This is a genomic window from Streptomyces sp. 142MFCol3.1 (assembly GCF_000424945.1).
GTDB classification, from domain to species: domain Bacteria; phylum Actinomycetota; class Actinomycetes; order Streptomycetales; family Streptomycetaceae; genus Streptomyces; species Streptomyces siamensis.
Genome location: NZ_KE384280.1, coordinates 63,100 through 81,194, shown reverse-complemented (window position 1 = coordinate 81,194; position 18,095 = coordinate 63,100). Strand labels below are relative to the sequence as shown.

At 72.2% G+C, this 18,095-nt stretch carries 18 protein-coding genes; 14 read left to right on the top strand and 4 right to left on the bottom strand.

Translation table 11 applies throughout. The annotated features are described in order from the left end of the window. From rpsA to H305_RS0144000, 6 genes are all read left to right on the top strand, one after another. A partial coding sequence (rpsA, locus tag H305_RS0144025) for a 30S ribosomal protein S1 (protein ID WP_028806014.1) occupies positions 1-1,439 on the top strand: 1,439 nt, incomplete at its 5' end. A 63-nt stretch (positions 1,440-1,502) separates the two neighbouring features. Further along, a complete protein-coding gene (locus H305_RS0144020) occupies positions 1,503-1,700 on the top strand; it encodes a hypothetical protein (protein WP_028806013.1) in 198 nt (65 codons plus the stop codon). Between the two features lie 269 nt (positions 1,701-1,969). Then, entirely contained in the window at positions 1,970-3,496 is a 1,527-nt protein-coding gene (locus H305_RS0144015) for an FAD-dependent oxidoreductase (protein ID WP_028806012.1), read from the top strand. A gap of 114 nt (positions 3,497-3,610) precedes the next feature. Continuing rightward, positions 3,611-4,549 (top strand): PAC2 family protein, encoded by a 939-nt coding sequence (locus tag H305_RS0144010; RefSeq protein WP_028806011.1) that lies wholly within the window; start codon positions 3,611-3,613, stop codon positions 4,547-4,549. A gap of 94 nt (positions 4,550-4,643) precedes the next feature. Then, positions 4,644-5,252, top strand: coding sequence for a dephospho-CoA kinase (gene coaE, locus H305_RS0144005; RefSeq protein ID WP_028806010.1), 609 nt, complete (start codon positions 4,644-4,646; stop codon positions 5,250-5,252). A gap of 50 nt (positions 5,253-5,302) precedes the next feature. After that, positions 5,303-5,683: a tetratricopeptide repeat protein gene (locus H305_RS0144000; RefSeq protein WP_028806009.1), complete on the top strand. Its 381-nt coding sequence runs from the start codon at positions 5,303-5,305 to the stop codon at positions 5,681-5,683. Between the two features lie 200 nt (positions 5,684-5,883). Here the strand turns inward: H305_RS0144000 and H305_RS49165 are convergent, their stop codons facing one another. After that, the gene (locus H305_RS49165; RefSeq protein WP_051371632.1) at positions 5,884-6,207 is read right to left on the bottom strand and encodes a DUF6343 family protein; all 324 of its coding nucleotides are present in this window, start codon (positions 6,205-6,207) and stop codon (positions 5,884-5,886) included. A 93-nt stretch (positions 6,208-6,300) separates the two neighbouring features. Here H305_RS49165 and H305_RS0143990 point away from each other — a divergent pair, with 93 nt between their 5' ends. The 3 genes from H305_RS0143990 to H305_RS0143980 all read left to right on the top strand — a co-directional run bounded on the left by H305_RS0143990 (position 6,301) and on the right by H305_RS0143980 (position 9,244). Then, positions 6,301-7,287 (top strand): acyltransferase domain-containing protein, encoded by a 987-nt coding sequence (locus H305_RS0143990; RefSeq protein WP_234021462.1) that lies wholly within the window; start codon positions 6,301-6,303, stop codon positions 7,285-7,287. Between the two features lie 229 nt (positions 7,288-7,516). After that, positions 7,517-8,203: a class I SAM-dependent methyltransferase gene (locus H305_RS0143985; RefSeq protein ID WP_028806007.1), complete on the top strand. Its 687-nt coding sequence runs from the start codon at positions 7,517-7,519 to the stop codon at positions 8,201-8,203. A gap of 591 nt (positions 8,204-8,794) precedes the next feature. Then, on the top strand, positions 8,795-9,244 hold the full coding sequence (locus tag H305_RS0143980; RefSeq protein WP_028806006.1) for a DoxX family protein: 450 nt from the start codon (positions 8,795-8,797) through the stop codon (positions 9,242-9,244). A gap of 141 nt (positions 9,245-9,385) precedes the next feature. Here H305_RS0143980 and H305_RS0143975 read toward each other — a convergent pair whose 3' ends face one another. Further along, positions 9,386-10,030 (bottom strand): RNA-binding S4 domain-containing protein, encoded by a 645-nt coding sequence (locus tag H305_RS0143975; protein WP_028806005.1) that lies wholly within the window; start codon positions 10,028-10,030, stop codon positions 9,386-9,388. 405 nt (positions 10,031-10,435) lie between these two features. On the opposite strand from H305_RS0143975, the gene H305_RS0143970 reads away from it, so the two are divergent. Next, the gene (locus tag H305_RS0143970; RefSeq protein ID WP_028806004.1) at positions 10,436-11,128 is read left to right on the top strand and encodes a uracil-DNA glycosylase; all 693 of its coding nucleotides are present in this window, start codon (positions 10,436-10,438) and stop codon (positions 11,126-11,128) included. Positions 11,129-11,170: 42 nt separating this feature from the next. Further along, complete coding sequence (gene pip / locus H305_RS0143965; RefSeq protein WP_028806003.1) at positions 11,171-12,133, top strand: prolyl aminopeptidase; 963 nt, start codon at positions 11,171-11,173, stop codon at positions 12,131-12,133. A gap of 186 nt (positions 12,134-12,319) precedes the next feature. Here pip and H305_RS0143960 read toward each other — a convergent pair whose 3' ends face one another. Beyond that, on the bottom strand, positions 12,320-12,718 hold the full coding sequence (locus H305_RS0143960; protein WP_028806002.1) for a RidA family protein: 399 nt from the start codon (positions 12,716-12,718) through the stop codon (positions 12,320-12,322). Positions 12,719-12,947: 229 nt separating this feature from the next. Here H305_RS0143960 and H305_RS0143955 point away from each other — a divergent pair, with 229 nt between their 5' ends. From H305_RS0143955 to H305_RS0143945, 3 genes are all read left to right on the top strand, one after another. Further along, on the top strand, positions 12,948-13,331 hold the full coding sequence (locus H305_RS0143955) for a hypothetical protein (protein ID WP_028806001.1): 384 nt from the start codon (positions 12,948-12,950) through the stop codon (positions 13,329-13,331). Positions 13,332-13,495: 164 nt separating this feature from the next. Then, positions 13,496-14,227 (top strand): hypothetical protein, encoded by a 732-nt coding sequence (locus tag H305_RS0143950; RefSeq protein WP_028806000.1) that lies wholly within the window; start codon positions 13,496-13,498, stop codon positions 14,225-14,227. Positions 14,228-14,780: 553 nt separating this feature from the next. Then, positions 14,781-16,811, top strand: a complete 2,031-nt coding sequence (locus H305_RS0143945) for an FUSC family protein (RefSeq protein ID WP_063611409.1) — start codon at positions 14,781-14,783, stop codon at positions 16,809-16,811. Between the two features lie 125 nt (positions 16,812-16,936). On the opposite strand, the gene H305_RS0143940 is transcribed toward H305_RS0143945, so the two are convergent. Next, on the bottom strand, positions 16,937-17,890 hold the full coding sequence (locus H305_RS0143940) for an endonuclease/exonuclease/phosphatase family protein (RefSeq protein ID WP_028805998.1): 954 nt from the start codon (positions 17,888-17,890) through the stop codon (positions 16,937-16,939). Between the last annotated feature and the right edge of the window lie 205 nt (positions 17,891-18,095).

Here is an 18,095-nt window from a genome sequence, read left to right as displayed (position 1 = left end):
ACGAGGAAGCCTTCCTCGCCGCGATCGACGAGACGATCAAGTACTTCAACGACGGCGACATCGTCGACGGCGTCATCGTGAAGGTCGACCGGGACGAGGTCCTGCTCGACATCGGTTACAAGACCGAAGGTGTCATCCCGAGCCGTGAGCTCTCGATCAAGCACGACGTCGACCCGAACGAGGTCGTGGCCGTCGGCGACGAGATCGAGGCCCTGGTCCTCCAGAAGGAGGACAAGGAAGGCCGCCTGATCCTCTCGAAGAAGCGCGCTCAGTACGAGCGTGCCTGGGGCACCATCGAGAAGATCAAGGAAGAGGACGGCATCGTCACCGGTACCGTCATCGAGGTCGTCAAGGGTGGTCTCATCCTCGACATCGGCCTCCGTGGCTTCCTGCCGGCTTCCCTCGTCGAGATGCGCCGTGTCCGCGACCTCCAGCCCTACGTGGGCAAGGAGCTCGAGGCGAAGATCATCGAGCTGGACAAGAACCGCAACAACGTGGTCCTGTCCCGCCGTGCCTGGCTGGAGCAGACCCAGTCCGAGGTCCGCCAGACGTTCCTCACGACCCTGCAGAAGGGTCAGGTCCGTTCCGGCGTCGTCTCCTCGATCGTCAACTTCGGTGCCTTCGTGGACCTGGGTGGCGTCGACGGTCTGGTCCACGTCTCCGAGCTGTCCTGGAAGCACATCGACCACCCGTCCGAGGTGGTCGAGGTCGGCCAGGAGGTCACCGTCGAGGTCCTCGACGTCGACATGGACCGCGAGCGTGTCTCCCTGTCGCTGAAGGCGACGCAGGAAGACCCGTGGCAGCAGTTCGCCCGCACCCACCAGATCGGCCAGGTCGTGCCCGGCAAGGTCACGAAGCTGGTTCCGTTCGGTGCGTTCGTCCGTGTGGACGAGGGCATCGAGGGTCTGGTGCACATCTCCGAGCTGGCCGAGCGCCACGTGGAGATCCCGGAGCAGGTCGTCCAGGTCAACGACGAGATCTTCGTCAAGGTCATCGACATCGACCTCGAGCGTCGTCGCATCAGCCTCTCGCTGAAGCAGGCCAACGAGTCCTTCGGTGCCGACCCGGCCTCGGTCGAGTTCGACCCGACCCTGTACGGCATGGCCGCGTCCTACGACGACCAGGGCAACTACATCTACCCCGAGGGCTTCGACCCCGAGACCAACGACTGGCTCGAGGGCTACGAGAAGCAGCGCGAGGAGTGGGAGCGCCAGTACGCCGAGGCGCAGCAGCGCTTCGAGCAGCACCAGGCGCAGGTCATCAAGTCCCGCGAGGCCGACGCCCAGGCGGCGGCCGAGGGCGGCGACGCGGCGGGTGCGGCTCCGGCCGCGTCCGGCGGTGGCTCGTACTCCTCGGAGTCCGCGGACAACTCCGGCGCCCTGGCGTCGGACGAGGCCCTGGCTGCCCTCCGCGAGAAGCTCGCCGGCGGCCAGAGCTGAAAGCTCACCGCTAGGCGCTAGCCGATGACTGCGGGCCCGCACCCATCAGGGTGCGGGCCCGCAGTGCGTTTCCCGCAGACCGGGCGGGTCACGGCGGCTGCCGTCGACCACGCCGGTCGCGGCGGCAGCCCCGTCGACCGCGGCGGACGCCGGCTGTCCCGTCGACCGCGGCGGATGGCGATCGCCACGCCGGACGCGGCGGCCGGGCTGCCCTTCCGGTGGTGGGCCCTCGGTGCGTGCGGTGCGCGTGACGTCGGCTGACCTTCCCGGTGATCGTGGCGCCCCGGGCGCGCGGGCGGCGGCTGCCCGGTGGTCTCGTGGCGCACGGTGTCCACCCGGCTGGACGCGTGCGCGGGCGGAAACGTGCGGGATACACGAGTTGCCGATGGGCCGTAACCGGCCATTGGGAGGCTTCCCCGGTCGATCAAGATCGAAAGGGGAGCCCTGTCATGCCACAGCCTCAGAGCCGTCCTGGTACGAGCCGGCGTTCGTTCCTGCGCACGGTGGGTCTCACCGGTGGCGCGGGCACGATGTTCGCCACCATGGGAGCCCTCGGTCTCGCCCCCACCGCCCAGGCCGCACCGCGCGAACAGCCCTTCCGTGCCCTGAAGTCGAGCGACTTCACGCTCACGGGACGCGGCGCGGCGAAGGTCGTCATCGTCGGTGGTGGCATCGCCGGACTGGCGTCCGCGTACGAACTCGGCAAGGCCGGCTACGACTGTACGGTCCTGGAGGCCAGAGACCGCACCGGCGGGCGCAACTTCACCGTGCGGGGCGGAGATTCGACCACCGACCTCAACGGCAACAAACAGACGGCGCGCTTCAGCGAGGGCCAGTACATGAACGCGGGCCCGGCCCGCCTGCCGCAGTGGATGGTCACCCTCGACTACTGCCGCGAACTCGGCGTCCCCGTCGAGGTGTTCACCAACGCCAACGCGGACGCGTACCTCTTCAACGAGTCGGCCGGCATGACCGAGCCGATGCGATACCGCACCGCCAAGGCCGATGTCTACGGCTACGTCTCCGAGTTGCTCGCCAAGGCCACCGACAGGGGTGCCCTCGACAAGGAACTCACTGCCGCAGACCAGGAGAAACTCGTCGAGTTCCTGAAGGACTTCGGCGAGCTCGGCGACAAGCTGACGTACGCGGGCGGCGAGCGGCGCGGCTACACCACGGTCCCCGCCGCGGCGGGCACTCCCGGAGTGCTCCTCGACGGCCTCCCCAGCGCGTCCGAGGTCTTCGCCAGCGGCGTCGGCCGGTACTTCTCCTTCGAGTTCGGGTTCGACCAGGCGATGCTGATGTTCCAGCCGGTGGGCGGCATGGACCGGATACCGCGGGCCCTGACGGCGGCGATCGGCGCCCGTCGCATCCGGACGGGAGCCGTCGTCTCGCGGATCACCGACAAGGGCGGCGGCGTCACCGTCACGTACACCCAGGGCGGCCGGACCAGGTCCATCGACGCCGACTACTGCATCGGCGCCCTGCCGCCCAACATCCTCGCCAAGGTCCCGCACAACCTCGGACCGGGCGTGCAGAGCGCCCTTGAGGCGATCACCCCGCAGTCCGCGGGCAAGATCGGGCTGGAGTATCGCTCCCGGTGGTGGGAACTGGACCACCACATCTACGGCGGCATCACCGAGACCGACCAGGACGTCACCCACATCTGGCACCCCTCCTACGGCTTCCACGGCGAACGCGGCGTCCTGATCGGCTACTACAACTACGGCGGTGACGCCGACGCGTACGCGAAGCTCACGCCCAGGGAACGCGAGAAGCGAGCCGTGGCCGCGGGTGTGAAGATCTACGGCGAGAAGTACCGCACCGAACTCGCCTCCTCGTTCTCGCACCACTGGCGCCAGACACCGCACCTGGAGGCAGCCTGGCACGACACCCCGGGCGGGCCCGACGACATACGCTACAAACCCCTCAACGAGCCCACCGGGCGGGTCTACTTCGCGGGCGACTGGCTCAGTTACACCGACGCCTGGCAGCACGGTGCCTTCACGTCCGCCCGCAAGGCGGTGACCGCGCTCCACGCGCGCGTGCTGTCCGCGTGAGCGTCCGGCGGCGGCCGAGAAGGGGGTAAGAGGATGGTGGTGAGGGGCGCGGTCCGGGAATGCCCGCGCTCCGCACCATGTTGTGCTGTACGAACACGAGGAGGAGCGGTCACAGTGCTTGATCCGCAGGGTTTGTACGCATGGGAGCCGAAGGGCCTGGCCGTCGTCGACGTGGCGCTGGCCCAGGAGTCGGCCGGTCTTGTCATGCTCTACCACTTCGACGGATACATCGACGCGGGCGAGACCGGCGACCAGATCGTCGACCGGCTGCTCGACTCGCTGCCCAACCAGGTCGTGGCCCGTTTCGACCACGACCGGCTCGTGGACTACCGTGCCCGCCGGCCGCTGCTGACGTTCAAGCGCGACCGCTGGACCGACTTCGAAGAGCCCACCCTCGACGTGCGGCTCGTCCAGGACGCCACTGGAGCGCCCTTCCTGCTGCTGTCGGGCCCCGAGCCGGACGTGGAGTGGGAACGCTTCGCCGCCGCCGTCCAGCAGATCGTGGAGCGGCTCGGCGTCCGTCTGTCGGTGAACTTCCACGGCATCCCCATGGGTGTCCCGCACACCCGGCCCGTGGGCCTCACTCCGCACGGGAACCGCACCGACCTGGTACCCGGCCACCGCAGCCCCTTCGACGAGGCCCAGGTCCCCGGCAGCGCCGAGTCCCTCGTCGAGTACCGCCTCATGGAGGCCGGACACGACGTCCTGGGCGTCGCCGCTCATGTGCCGCACTACATCGCCCGCTCGCCGTACCCGGACGCCGCGCTGACCGTCCTGGAGTCGATCACCGCCGCGACCGGCCTCGTGCTCCCCGGCATCGCGCACTCCCTGCGAAGCGAGGCGCACCGTACGCAGACCGAGATCGACCGGCAGATCCAGGAGGGCGACGAAGAGCTCGTCTCCCTCGTCCAGGGCCTCGAGCACCAGTACGACGCGGCCGCGGGTGCCGACACGCGGGGCAACATGCTCGCGGAGCCGGTGGAGATCCCGTCCGCGGACGAGATCGGCCTGGAGTTCGAGCGGTTCCTGGCCGAGCGCGAGGGCGACTCCTGACCGGATCCCGGACCGTGCGGACGACCGGGCCCGTTTCCGCCGTCGCGGCCGCCGGCCGAGGGGCCTGCCGTCGTCAGGGCCTAAGCTGCTGGGCATGCTGAAGGTGGGCCTGACCGGCGGTATCGGCGCCGGCAAGAGCGAGGTGTCACGGCTCCTCGTCGAGCACGGAGCGGTACTGATCGACGCGGACAGGATCGCGCGGGAGGTCGTCGCCCCCGGAACCACCGGGCTCGCGGCGGTCGTGGACGCCTTCGGGCGGGACGTCCTCGCCCCGGACGGGAGCCTGGACCGGCCCCGGCTGGGTGCGATCGTCTTCGCCGACCCCGAGAAGCTCGCCGTGCTCAATGCGATCGTGCACCCGCTGGTGGGTGCCCGCTCGCGCGAACTGGAGGACGCCGCCCCCGACGACGCCGTCGTCGTGCACGACGTGCCCCTGCTCGCCGAGAACGGCCTCGCTTCGCTGTACGACCTCGTGATCGTCGTCGACGTGGCCCCCGAGACCCAGCTCGACCGGCTCGTACGGCTGCGGGGCATGACCGAGCAGGACGCCCGCGCCCGCATGGCCGCCCAGGCCACGCGCGAGAAGCGCCGGGAGGTCGCGGACATCGTCATCGACAACGACGTGGCCCTGGACGAGTTGGAACGTCGCGTACGGGACGTATGGGACGGTCTCGTGCGCCGAGCCCACCGGCCCGGGGAATAGCGGCCCCGGACGGGGGCGTTGAACCCGTGCAGTGAGGGAAGGAATCAGCCGTGCCCGAGACCAGCGGTTCGACCGGACGTACTCCGGAGACGCATGTCATCGACTTCCGTGCCGCCGAGCAACTGCTCGCCGCGCGCGACCCGCGGGGCGCGGTGAAGCTGCTCGACCCGGTCATCGCCGCCCATCCCGAGAACACGGCGGCCCGGCTGCTGCGCGCACGGGCCTTCTTCGCCGCCGCGCAACTGCGCCCCGCCGAGCTGGAGTTCACGATCGTGCTGGAGCGTGAGCCGGACAACGCGTTCGCGCACTTCGCGCTCGCCCGCACCTACGAGCGCCAGCGCCGCCCCGAGCAGGCCAAGCGTCACTTCAGGCTGGCGGCGGCGCTCGACCCGAAGCCGCAGTACCTGGAGGCGGCGCGCTTCGACGCGTAGGGCCCCGTACGGACGGGGCCGAGCCGTACGGAAGGGCCGCGGGGTCCTCCGGCGCCGAGGCACCTGGACGACTGCACAGTGGTCGGGACCCGTGACCCCGGACCCGTGGTTCCGCAGCAGTGGCTCGGGACGGGGCGCGCCGGAGCGGTCGGAGACGGCGGTGCTCCGAGTGGTTCACACCTTGCGGTGCTCGGGAGCGGTCACGGGTGGCGGTGCTCCGGTGGCCGTCGGTAAGGCGGCCGGCTGCCCGGAGGCGGGTACGGCGGCCGCGTCTCCGGCGGTGCGTAAGGCGGCACGTCACGTCCCGGCTGATAGTGCGGCCCCTGGCGGATGTGCCGCAGGATCATCGCCATGTCGACGGTGACGACCAGCCACAGAACCCCGCACGCGGCAGCCCAGCCGGGCCGCCCGACCAGCGCGAACGCGACCGTCCCGAAGATCGTCCAGACCAGGCCCCACAGGCTCAGCCAGAAGCGCGCCCGCAGTGCACTGCGCGCTGTCGTCGGTTCACTGCCTGTACGCATCAGGACCACCACTCCTACTGGGAAACGTACTCTTCCTGGTGCACGTTCACCAAGTGAGAGCGGTCGGTACGGCGACCGCCGGGGGAGGCGACGGTGCTGCTGGAGGCGCTGCGGGCGGACGCGGGACTCGCGAAGTGGCTGAGGAGCCTGGAGGGCGAAGGTCCGCCAGGGCTGGAAGCGGTGCTCCCGGACGGCGACGAGCTGGCCGACGTGCTGCTCGACCTGACCGTGGCCCACGAGCACATCAACGAACTCGTCGCGCTGCGCGCCCGCTTGGTGGCCGACCCGGAGGCCATGACCCTCCTCGCGCGCTGCGTCGCCCGCTTCGTGCGGGACATGGGGGAGATCGGCAAGAGCTGGGAGCCGCCCACCTTCCCGGAGTCCGCCGGAGCACTCGGACGCTGCTTCCACGTGTACGTCTTCATCGCGGTGCTGCCCCACGTGCGGGCCTACCACCGGGAGCGTGGCATCCCCGAGGACGTGTCCCGGCGCACCCTCGCCGACCTCGGCCGTCACGTGGCAGTCCACTACAGGCGGGCCGGAACACCGGGACTGCTGTTCCCCTGGTGGATAGCGCTGCACTTCCACGGGGAGCTGTTCCAGCTGGGCAGGCTCCAGTTCCAGCGGGCGCGGCTCGGCCGGCGCACGGGCCGGGCCGTCGCCGAGGCGGGTCTCGACCTGGGCCCCGGCGATCCGTGTCTGAGCCTGCACATCACCGACTTCCGCGGGCCGCTGACGCCGGCCGCCTGCGACCGTTCGCTCGCCCTGGCCCGCGACTTCTTCGCCCGCCACTTCCCCGACGAGCGCTATGAGGTGGCCATGTGCCACTCCTGGCTGCTCGATCCCCAGCTCAAGCGCTATCTGGCCGCCGAGTCCAACATCGTCCGCTTCCAGGACCGGTTCGCGCTCGTCCACCAGGACGGCACCCCGGACGACGGGGTGCCCGTCGGGTTCGTCTTCGGCGATCCCGAGCTGCCGCTGGAGACACTGCCCCGGCGCAACAGCGTGGAGCGGGCGATCGTCGACCATCTGCGTGCGGGCGGCCACTGGTACGGCGGGCACGGCTGGTTCACGTTGTGAGCCGAACGGTTCGTGCCGTGACCGACCCGAGCCTTCGGCGCCCGGCGGCATTCCCCGAACCGCCCCTTTCTCGAACCGGTCCTTCACGAACCGCACTTCTCGAATTGGCGCTCTCTCGAACCGGTATCCCTCGAACACGTCACCCGAACGAGTGGCAGTGACCCGGAACGGGGCGCCGGAGACCGTTCGTTGGACGGGTATGAGCATCGAGAAGCGTCAGAAGACAAGGATGCGGCAGGGACACGAGGGGACGGGACCGGGCGCGATCACACCGGACGGCTGCGCCGTCGAGCTGTACACGCGACTGCCCGTCGGGGACGAGCCGGACATCGTGACCGCCGCGGTGCCCCCGGGCGCGCACATTCTGGAACTGGGCAGCGGGGTGGGCCGCGTGACCCATCCGCTCCTGGATCGGGGCTTCACGGTCACGGCCGTGGACGAGTCCGCCGAGATGCTGGAGCGCGTCCACGGGGCCCGCGCGATATGCGCCACGATCGAGGACCTCCAGCTCGATGAGACCTTCGACGTGGTGATGCTCGCGTCGTTCCTCGTGCACGCCGGTGACGAGAGGGAGCGCAGAGCGCTGCTGGACACCTGTGTCCGCCATGTCGCCGACGACGGCTGCGTGCTGATCCAGCGCGAGGGGCAGGACTGGCACACCCGCGTGCCGCGTGAGCGGGTGGACGCCTCCGGCTTCACCGTCCGCATCCTGTCCGCGGATCCGGTCGGTGACGGGGTGAACTCGGTCCGCGCGGAGTACGAGTTCCCCGACGCCACCTGGACCCAGACGTTCCTGGCCCGCCCGCTGACGGAGGACGAGTTCGAGGAGGCCCTGCGGGAGGCCGGGCTGAGAGTGGACCGTCGTCTGACCGAGGACGGCGTGTGGATGAGGGCGGTGAAGGCGACGCGGAGCTGACTCCGGGGGTGTGGGGCTGCCCTGAGGTGCGGGGGTTGATCCCGGGGGTGCGGGGCTGACTCCGGGGTGCGGGGCCCGCTTGGGGTGCAGGCTCATCCCAGGGGTGTGGCCGGCTCGGGATGTGGCGCTGCCTCGGGGTGCGGAGCTGACCCCGAGGGCGTGGTGACGGCTCGGGCTGCGGGCCGATCCCGGGGGCGTGTGGCTGACTCGGGGTGCGAGATTGATTTCGAAGGCGCGGGACTGGACGCCGAAGGCGCGGCGGGGGCTGGTCTTGAAGGTGCGGGCCCTACCCCGAAGGCGCGGCGGGGCTGATCCCGAAGGTGCGGGACCGACCCCGAAAGGCGCGGCGGGGGCTGAACCCGAGTCGGTGGGAATGCGCTCCGCTCCCGAGCGGGCCTGGCTCGGCCCGTGCGCGTGGGGCTGATCCTCAGGGGCCGCGGGCGCGGTTGCGTGTTGCGTGTGCGGGCTCATGGCGGCCGAGGCGCGGGCCCAGCGGGGCGAAGAAATGTCGTCCGGCGGCGATGAGTTCCGCGAGACCGCCCGGTCTATCTGGGTGAAGGCACGAGCCACCGCTTCCCACAGGAGACCAGCATGTCCGAGACCTCCGTCCCCGCCTCCCGAGTCGCCTCCGCCGCCTCCGTGAACGCCCCCGGGCGCAGCCGTGGCGCACGCGTCTCCCTGACCGCTCTGCAGATCGTCCTCGGCCTCTTCTACGCCGTCGCGAGTGCCCTGCCCAAGCTGATCGCGCACCCGTCGGCCGCCGAGGCGTTCGACAAGCTGGGCTGGGGCCACACGGGCATGTACATCATCGGCGCACTCGAACTCGCCGGCGGTGTCGCCCTGTTGATCCCGCTGCTCGACTCCGTGGCGGCGATGGCGCTCGGCGCGCTGATGGTGGGCGCGTTCATCGCCAACATCACCGCCATCCACGGCCCCTATTCGGCGACCCCGCTCATCCTCGTCCTGCCGCTCGCCCTGATCGCCTGGGCCAGGCGGAGCCACACCACGGAGTTGCTGCGACTGGTGCGCCGACGGGCATGACGGCCGTACGGCGGTGAGGGCACCCCGGCGACAGGGGGTGCCCTCACCGCCGTGACGGCGTCACGGGGTGCGTCAGCCGAGGCGGGGCCGGATGTCGCTTCGCGGGGCGTCCGGTCGGGTGCGTCGACCGGGCCGGACGGCTCAGGAGTCCGCGTCGCCGAAACCGTCCGGCCGACCGCGCGCGCCGGAGGATCGTGAGGAGCCCGAGGACCGGGACGACCCCGACGGGCGGGACCTGCCCGGGCCGGCCGTCGGGGCGGGGCCGGTGCCGGGAGCGCCGGCCGCACGGGCCGCGTCGGCGAAACCGGACGTGCCGGCGGCGAGCCCCCGCAGCCGTTCCATGTCGCGGCGGTCCCGCTTGGTCGGCCGGCCCGTGCCGCGGTCACGGATGCCCGCCGGGGCGACGGCCTCGCGCGGCGGGGGCGGCGGGCTGTTGTCGACGTAGCACTCGACGGCGACGGGCGCACCGACCCGCTTGCGGATGAGGCGCTTGACGACGACCACCCGCTCCCGGCCTTCGTGCCGCAGGCGCACCTCGTCGCCGACGCGCACGGAGTACGCGGGCTTGACGCGTTCGCCGTTCACCCGGACATGCCCGCCGCGGCAGGCGGTGGCGCCCAGGGAGCGGGTCTTGACGAGCCGCACGGACCAGATCCAGCTGTCGACGCGTACGCTCTCGCCGCTCGTGGGGCCCGCCGCCCTGGCGGAGGCCGCCGCGTCGCCGGAGCCGGGCGCAGCGCCCGCGCCCGTGTCCTTCTTCTCCCCGTCAGCACCCTGAGAAGCCATGCCGTCGACTTTAGTCTCCCTGGGCCAGGACACCTCCGGGTTTTTCCGTCGCACGGACCACTCCGGATGCGGCGGGGCGTGCAGGTTCGGAGACTGTCGTCCGAGGTCACCCGCGCACGGTGGCAGGGAGTCCTCGGCCAGACAGCGGAGGAGGGGGGCGACCCTCGTCCTCTGCTCGCGGACTTCGCGAACGTCTCCCCGTCGTCGTCACCGCCCGGCAGGCCGCCGGCGGCTGGACGAACCTCCGGGTCCCCCACCACGACCGTGACCATCCGCGGCATCGCCCCTCGCGAAGGTCGGCCACGACAAGTACCCCGGTTTCGTCAGGACGCTCCTCGCCTCCTCATGCCGATCGAGGGGTACGTGGCCGCGGGCGCCGTGATGACCTGGTCGTACGGTGGAGGCATGGACACCGGTGGCCTGGCCGAACTGGACGCGCGGATCTCCGGCTGCCGGGCGTGCCCGCGCCTGGTCGCCTGGCGCGAGGAGGTGGCCCGCACCAAGCGAGCCGCCTTCGCCGACGAGACGTACTGGGGACGGCCGGTGCCCGGCTTCGGCCCGGCGGACGCCCGGCTGCTGATCGTCGGCCTCGCCCCCGCCGCGCACGGCGGCAACCGCACCGGCCGCATGTTCACCGGCGACCGCTCCGGGGACGTGCTGTACCAGGCCCTGTACGACGTCGGTCTGGCCTCGCAGCCGGCCTCGGTGTCCGCCGCCGACGGCCTGGAACTGCGAGGCGTCCGCATCACCGCGCCCGTCCACTGCGCCCCGCCCGACAACAAGCCGACACCGGCGGAACGGGACACCTGCCGGCCCTGGCTGGTGACGGAACTGGAGCTGCTGCGGCCCTCGCTGCACGCGGTGGTGGTCCTCGGCGCCTACGGCTGGCAGGCCGCCCTGCCGGCCTTCGCCGAGGCAGGATGGGCGGTCCCGAAGCCGCGGCCGGTCTTCGCGCACGGGGCGCGGGTGTCGCTCGACGGGCTGGAGCTGTTCGGCTCCTTCCACGTCAGCCAGCGCAACACCTTCACCGGCAAGCTCACCCCCGAGATGCTGCGGGACGTCCTGCGGACGGCGAAGGAGGCGGCCGGGTTGGCGTGAATTGCCGCGACGCCACCGCGGTACGGGCGTTACGGTGCGCGGATGGGCCTGTATCCGGAGATCGAACCTCACGACGGCGGAATGCTCGATGTCGGGGACGGCAACCAGGTGTACTGGGAGGTCTGCGGCAATCCGCGCGGGAAGCCGGCGGTGATGCTGCACGGAGGGCCCGGCTCCGGCTGCACCCCGCATCACCGGCGCTACTGCGATCCTGCCGCATACCGGATCGTGCTTCTCGACCAGCGCGGCTCCGGACGGTCGACGCCGCACGCGAGCGCCTACGGCACGGACATGGGCGTCAACACGACGGACCGTCTGATGCGGGACCTGGAGATGCTGCGGCGACGGCTCGACATCGCGCGGTGGCTGGTGTGGGGCGTGTCATGGGGGTCGGTGCTCGGGCTGCGGTACGCGCAGACCCATCCGCACGCGGTGTCCGAACTGGTGCTGACGGGAGTGGCCACCGGCTCGGACCCCGAGGTCGCGCTGCTGACCAGGGGGCTGGGGAAGATCTTCCCGGAGGCGTTCGAGCGGTTCCTCGGCGAGCTGCCGGTGCACGACCGCGACGGGAACCTCGCCGCCGCGTACAACCGGCTGATCGAGTCGCCCGATCCGCGGGTGCGGGAACGCGCGGCGCGCGCGTGGACCGACTGGGAGACGGCGATCGTCCCGGCGCCGCCCCGCTCGGTGGAACGCTACGAGGACGCGGCCTTCCGCATGGGCTTCGCCCGGACCGTCACCCACTACTGGGGCAACGACCACTTCCTGGGCGAAGGGAACGCCGAGGGCGTGGTGCTGCGGGACGCGCCCCTGCTCAAGGGCATCCCGGGCACGCTGGTGCAGGGCAGTCTCGACTTCGGGAACCTGCTGGGCATCGTCTGGCGGCTGCACCGGGCCTGGCCCGACAGCGAGCTGGTCGTCGTGGACGACGCCGGGCACGGTGCCGGTGCTCCGGGCATGGCGGAGGCGTTGGTCGCGGCCACCGACAGATACGCGCGGAGATAGCGGACCCGTACGACGTCCGGCCCCGCGGCGCCGGCGGCCACCTCGTCGGCCCCGGCTCACGCACCGACCACGGCGTCTACGGCACCGCACCGGGTACCGCCCATCTGCCCGGCCCCGAACCCGGCCAGGGCCTGTCGGACCGTACCCGGCGTCGCCGGACAGGCGGAATGGCCGGTCAGGGACCGCCTAGGGCACGACGGCTGTCGCGGTGATCTCCACCAGCTGCCCCGTGTACCCGAGGCAGGCCACTCCGAGCAGCGTCGAGGAGTGCGGGCCGATGCTCAGCCCGGACGCCTCGACGACCTCCCACACGGCGGACAGCACCGCCGGCTCGCCGCTCACGACGTACACGTCGGTCGACACCACGTGCGCCATGTCGCTGCCGACCGCGCGGAGTTGCTCGTCCAGGTTGGCCAGCACCTGCCGGGCCTGCCGCACGGGATCGCCCTCGCCGACGATCTTCCCGTCGGCGTCGAGGGGCACGGACCCGGCGAGGAACGCCAGCTTCGTCCCCGCCTCGACGACGGACGCGTGCGCATAGACGGGCGGCGCGAAGAGGGTGGGGACGGTGACGCGCTGGACCACGGGAGCTCCTGAAGGGGTCGTCGACGCCGGGCCCGCTCGGCCCGGTCCGTCGTCGGCGGCCGACCTGCCGATGATGCGGTGGGACGGCCGGGCCCCGCATCCGAATTTCGCTCGACACCCCGCCGCGCCACCCGCATCCTGACCCGATGCGCACCTCCCGCTCGCTCCTCGGCGCGGACTTGCGGCCAGGGCACGCCGGAGGGTGCGGCGATCCCGGGGCAAGCCCCTGATGTCCCGCACCGTCCACCACGTCTCCGCCGGACGCCGTGCCACGCCCCCGTACTGGACGGCCGGACTGCCGGGCCCGCTCACCGCGCACCACCTGACCGAACTCCGCCTCAGCGGCGCGGAGTCGGCCAGGGCCCGGAGCGAGGGCCGTCGAGCCGTCCCGTCCCGGCTGGTCCGTTCCTTCACCGCCTACACCTACCCCCGCGCCCTCGACTGGACCATCCGCACCGCTCACGAATCCACGGCCCGCGCCGGACTGCGCGCCTTCCGCACGGCCGCCCGCAAGCTCCTGCACGCCGCGCCGCCGGGCGAACTCCTCGGCGCGGCACAGGACCTGGACCATGCACCGACACGTCACCGCCACCGGAAGCTCTGGGAATGCTGACCCGCCGGCGGTGCCAGGTCGCCGGACGCGCGCGTGCGGCCGTTGCGTTCTCCTCGTCCTCGTCGTCGTCCTCGTCCGCTCGGCGAAAGGCACTCCCGAGCCGTGCGCGATGCTCTCGAATAATGCTTCGAAAAGGACCGGTCGCCGCTGTTACCGTTCCGAGCGTGGCGAAACTCAACCAGATCATCGCAGTCGAGAAGGGCGTCAAGTCCAAGTCCCACCAGGACCTGACGGCTGCTCATCACGGGCTCCAGAAGCCGGCTCTCCTGGCCGGAATATCGCGGACCTATCAGCCGAAGGACGAGGAGGGCGAGCAACTGCCGCCCGAGTCGACCCGGGTGCAGGTGAAGGCCGAGGACGTACTGCGGGACACCGCGGCGACCCTCACGCGGCTGTTCGATGTGACCGCCACGAAGGACTGGGCCAACTGCACGGCCCGCGCGGACGTGAAGGTGGACGGGCGCGTACTCGTCGCCGACGTACCCGTGTCCTATCTGCTGTTCCTGGAGAAGCAGCTCACCGACCTCAATTCCTTCGTGCGGAAACTGCCCGTTCTCGACGCCTCCGAGTCGTGGGCGCAGGACCCGTCCACCGATGCCTGGAAGACCGAGCCGGTGCGGACGGTCCGTACGAAGAAGGTGCCCCGGAACCACGTCAAGGCCGAGGCCACCGAGAAGCATCCGGCCCAGGTCGAGGTGTACTACGAGGACGTGCACGTCGGGTACTGGACGACCGTGAAGTTCTCCGGCGCCCTTCCCGCACGACGGGTCAACGAACTCCTGGACCGCGTCGAGAAGTTGCAGCAGGCCGTCAAGTTCGCCCGCGAGGAGGCGAACGGCGTCGACGTCGTCGACCAGCGGATCGGGGACGCCGTGTTCGGCTACCTCTTCGGGTAGCCTCCAGACTCCCCGGCCGGCTCAGTACGGCCGGGGTGCGCGAGGAGCGCAAGCTGAAGCTGAAGCTTGTCGTGATGAGCGTTCCGTACCCGCCACAGATGTCAGGGACGGGGCGCGGTCAATCTCAGACTCTTGCTCCAGACTCAGTATTCGCCGCCGATCGCCGGATCGAACGGCCCAGGCCCCAGTACGTCGAAATGCCGGTTCAAGTCCGGCCCGCGCAGCTCGATGCGTGGTGGTCCAAAGGCAGGACGCGGCGACATAACGACTGACCTGGTCCGCACAGGGTCCGGTGTGCGAAATGGGCGGCATCACAGGGCCCGGGGGCCGGCTACGCCCTCGGGCCCGCTCCGCGTCCGGAGGTTCCACGCGTCCTTCCGCCCGCTCCGGTTCCCACCGCCGACGTTTCCTTCCGATCGCGTTCATGAAGAACGCGGAATTCCCGCACGCCGTCACACGGTGGAAATGCGTACGTTCCGTTCCCGCACGCGAGACGGCCTATCGTGGGAACGACACCGCCCGGCCGACGTCGCCCGAAGGCAGCAGCCAGCACATGCCCGCCCTCGCCGACAGGAGCCCCGTGTCCCGCCTCGGCTTCACCCCCCCGCCCTGGCTCGCCCATGCCCTGCGCGCACAGCGCGGGCCCGTGCCCTGGAGCGCCGTCGTGCGCGGCGCACTCGCCGCCGGACCCCTGCTCCTCGTGGCCGTGCCGGCCCAGCAGGTCTCCGCGGGAGTCGTCGCCGCCCTCGGCGCGATGCTCGCCGGCATCAACGACCGGCCGGGCAGCAGGCGCGCCGCCGTCAGGAGGCTCGGGGCGCCCGCCCTGGCCGGAGCCGCCGGCCTGTTCGTCGGGTCGTACGCCGGACAGCACATGGGAGCGGTCGCGCTCACCGTCCTTCTCACCGGGCTCGGGCTCGTCGCCGGAGCCGTCAGCGCGGTCGGGCCCGTCGCCTCCGGTGCCGGGACCCAGCTGCTCGTCGCCTCCGCGATCGGAGCCGGGATGCCGCTGCCCGAACCGGGATGGCAACGCGCCCTCTTCTTCCTCGGCGGCGCCGGATGGCTTCTCCTGCTGCGGCTCGCGCTGCCGACCCCCGGCGCCACCGCGGGCGACTACCGCTTCGACGGGGAGCGCGCGGCCGTCGGCGCCGTCTACGACGCGATCGCCGATCTGCTCGACGCCTCCGGAGCGCCGGAGGCGCCCCGCCGCCGCGTCGCCCTCACCGCCGCTCTCGACCACGCGCAGGACGCACTCGCCGGACCCCGGCTGCGCCGGTACGCCAGTTCCGCGGCCGAGCGGCGGCTGCACGCGCAGTACGCCGCCGCGCTGCCGCTCGCCGAGGCCGCGACCGCGCTCGCGTGGTCCGGGGACGCCGGCTCCGCCCGCGCCTCCGCGGGGCTCCGGCGCCTCGCCGACGCCGTACGGAACAACACCCACCCCGGCCCGCTGCCCGCCCCCACCCGCACCGCGCCCGCCCTGCGCGCCCTCGACGACGCCCTCCTGCACGCCGCCGAGGCCTTCGACCGGGCGGAGGGCGGCGACCTGCACACCCGCACGCGCACATTCGCCTCCACCGTCCGCACCGTTCTCGGTTCCGCCGGACGCGAATACGGGATCCGCGTCGCGCTCTGCTTCGGCGCCGGCGCGGCCGTCGCACAGGCCCTGGACCAGGCCCACTGGTACGGGCACCACGCGCACTGGTACTGGCTGCCCGCGACCGCCGTCTTCCTCGTCAAGCCCGACCTCGGGCCGCTGGCCTCGCGCGTGCTGTGCCGCGCGGCCGGGACGGTGCTCGGCGCCGTCGCCTTCGCCGGGCTCGCGGCCCTGCTGCCGAGGCCCGAGGGCCTCGTCGCCCTGGTCGCGGTCAGTGGCGCCCTTCTCCCCGTCGCCACCCGGCACTTCGCCGCGCAGACCGCCGTCGTCACCGTCCTCGTCCTCGCCCTGGTGATGCTGGGAGGGGAGCCGCAGGCCTCCTGGAGCCGCCTCGGCGAGACCCTGCTCGCCTGCGCGATCGTGCTGCTCGTGGGCCATCTGCCGATGCCCGGGCAGCGCGGGGGAACCGTGCGGGCACGGCTCCGGCACGCCGAACGGGCCGCCGGGGCATATCTCGCACACGTCCTCGACGAGGGCCGGGGCGTGGACGCGGACGGGGGACGGCGAGGTGAGGGCCGCGGCGAGCACGGAGCATCCGGCGAAGGCCGCCACGGGGGTGGGGGAGAAGCAGGGGTGGACGAGAGGCGCCCGGGCGGTGGTGCGGCCGACGTCCGGGCCGGGCGCTGGGTCCTGCGGCGGGAGGCGTATCGCACGCTGGCCGAGGCCCGCACCGCGATCGACCTCGCCGCCGCCGAACTCCCCGCCCTGGCCCGGCACGCCGAGGGGACCGACGAGGTGGCGGCCACGCTGGAGCGGCTCGTCGACACGACCACGGCGTGCGCCGTGCACCTCGACGACACCGGGTGGCTCACCCCCTGGCACACCGGGCGGATCGCCGAACTCCTCGACGAGCTGGCCGAACGCCGTGACCGGGCCGGCCTGGACGCGCACCGGGCGCCGGGGGCCGCCCCCGAGATCCCGTCCGCGGTGTAGCCCCCGGCGCGGTGCGACCGTCCGGCCCCGGCGCGGTGCGACCGTCCGCCCCCGGCGCGGTGCGACCGTCCGCCCCCGCGGCGGCCCGCCGCACGATCCCGGCGTCGGCAGGGCCGCCGTAGCCGCTACGTCTGCACCCGCACCCACACCGGCGCATGGTCCGAGCCCGGCGCACCGCGCCGCTCGACCGGGTCCGCGGCCACCGACGGCAGCCGGAGCCGCTGCTCGTCCGGCAGGCCCGTGCCCGCCGCGGTGACCCGGTGGACCAGGTGGTGGCTGACCAGGATGTGGTCGATCAGTTCACGGCGCCCCGAGCTGACACGGGAGTAGCGCCGGTCGGCGGGGATGAGCGGAGCGACATCCCACAGGCGCATCCCGTCGCCCGCGTCGGGGCGGTCGTACCCCGAGGTGCCGATCCCCGAACCGGGCGGGCCGAGGAGGATCTGCGTGGTGGCCGCCTGCACCTCGTCGTTGAGGTCGCCGAGCACCGCCACGTCCCGCGTGCGGCCCTCTCCGGCCATGAGCTCGTCGGCCAGCGCGCGCAGCGCAGTGGCCTCGGCGGCGCGCCGATACAGGGCGTAGGCGCCGTAACGGGCCCGCTCGCCCTCGTCGCGCGGCTGGAACCGCCCGCCGGGGTACGAGAGCAGCTTGGACTTCAGATGGCAGACGGCCGCCGTGAGGGTCAGCGCACCCGTGGACACCTCCACGGCGAGGAAGCCGCGGCCCGCGTGCGAGGCCGTGCCGCCGCTGTCGTCGGCCTGCACGGGACGCAGCTTCGCGGGGAAGGCGACGGTGTCGGCGACGACCCGCGGGGCCGCGCGGCTGAGGAAGCCCACCCTGATGCCCCGGTCGTCGGGGTGCTCGGAGACGGTGAGCTGCCAGTCGCCGTCGAGCATGTCGGCCAGGTCCGCGAGGGCCTCCGGGTCGCCGACCTCCTGCACACCGAGCAATTCGGGGTCGAGTCCGTCGACGACGCCGGCCAGAGCGGCGAGCTTCGACTCGTACGCGGCCTTGTCCTGCGGCCCGAAGGGACCGCCGGGCCGGTACAGGTTCTCCAGGTTCCACGTGCCGAGGAGCATGCGGGCTCCTTCCGAAAGGCGCGCCGAGGCGCGCGGAGACGAGGCGAGGCTGAAGCGCACCGGTGACGACGGTGGTGACGCGCACCGGGGCGACGGACGCGCCGGGCACCACGGCGGTGACGCGCGCCGTGGGCGACGGTGGTGACACGCACCGAGGGCGACGGTGATGACGCCAGAGTGCTCGCCCGTCCGCCGTCCCGACAGA

What these genes read in the sequence shown, in the direction of transcription:
- H305_RS0143955 (WP_028806001.1), top strand. Translation starts at nt 12,948, where the DNA reads ATGTCCCGCACCGTCCACCACGTCTCCGCCGGACGCCGTGCCACGCCC.
- H305_RS49165 (WP_051371632.1), bottom strand. Translation starts at nt 6,207, where the DNA reads ATGCGTACAGGCAGTGAACCGACGACAGCGCGCAGTGCACTGCGGGCG.
- H305_RS0143945 (WP_063611409.1), top strand. Translation starts at nt 14,781, where the DNA reads ATGCCCGCCCTCGCCGACAGGAGCCCCGTGTCCCGCCTCGGCTTCACC.
- H305_RS0143970 (WP_028806004.1), top strand. Translation starts at nt 10,436, where the DNA reads ATGGACACCGGTGGCCTGGCCGAACTGGACGCGCGGATCTCCGGCTGC.
- H305_RS0143985 (WP_028806007.1), top strand. Translation starts at nt 7,517, where the DNA reads ATGCGGCAGGGACACGAGGGGACGGGACCGGGCGCGATCACACCGGAC.
- H305_RS0144015 (WP_028806012.1), top strand. Translation starts at nt 1,970, where the DNA reads ATGTTCGCCACCATGGGAGCCCTCGGTCTCGCCCCCACCGCCCAGGCC.
- pip (WP_028806003.1), top strand. Translation starts at nt 11,171, where the DNA reads ATGGGCCTGTATCCGGAGATCGAACCTCACGACGGCGGAATGCTCGAT.
- coaE (WP_028806010.1), top strand. Translation starts at nt 4,644, where the DNA reads ATGCTGAAGGTGGGCCTGACCGGCGGTATCGGCGCCGGCAAGAGCGAG.
- H305_RS0143980 (WP_028806006.1), top strand. Translation starts at nt 8,795, where the DNA reads ATGTCCGAGACCTCCGTCCCCGCCTCCCGAGTCGCCTCCGCCGCCTCC.
- H305_RS0143975 (WP_028806005.1), bottom strand. Translation starts at nt 10,030, where the DNA reads ATGGCTTCTCAGGGTGCTGACGGGGAGAAGAAGGACACGGGCGCGGGC.
- H305_RS0143940 (WP_028805998.1), bottom strand. Translation starts at nt 17,890, where the DNA reads ATGCTCCTCGGCACGTGGAACCTGGAGAACCTGTACCGGCCCGGCGGT.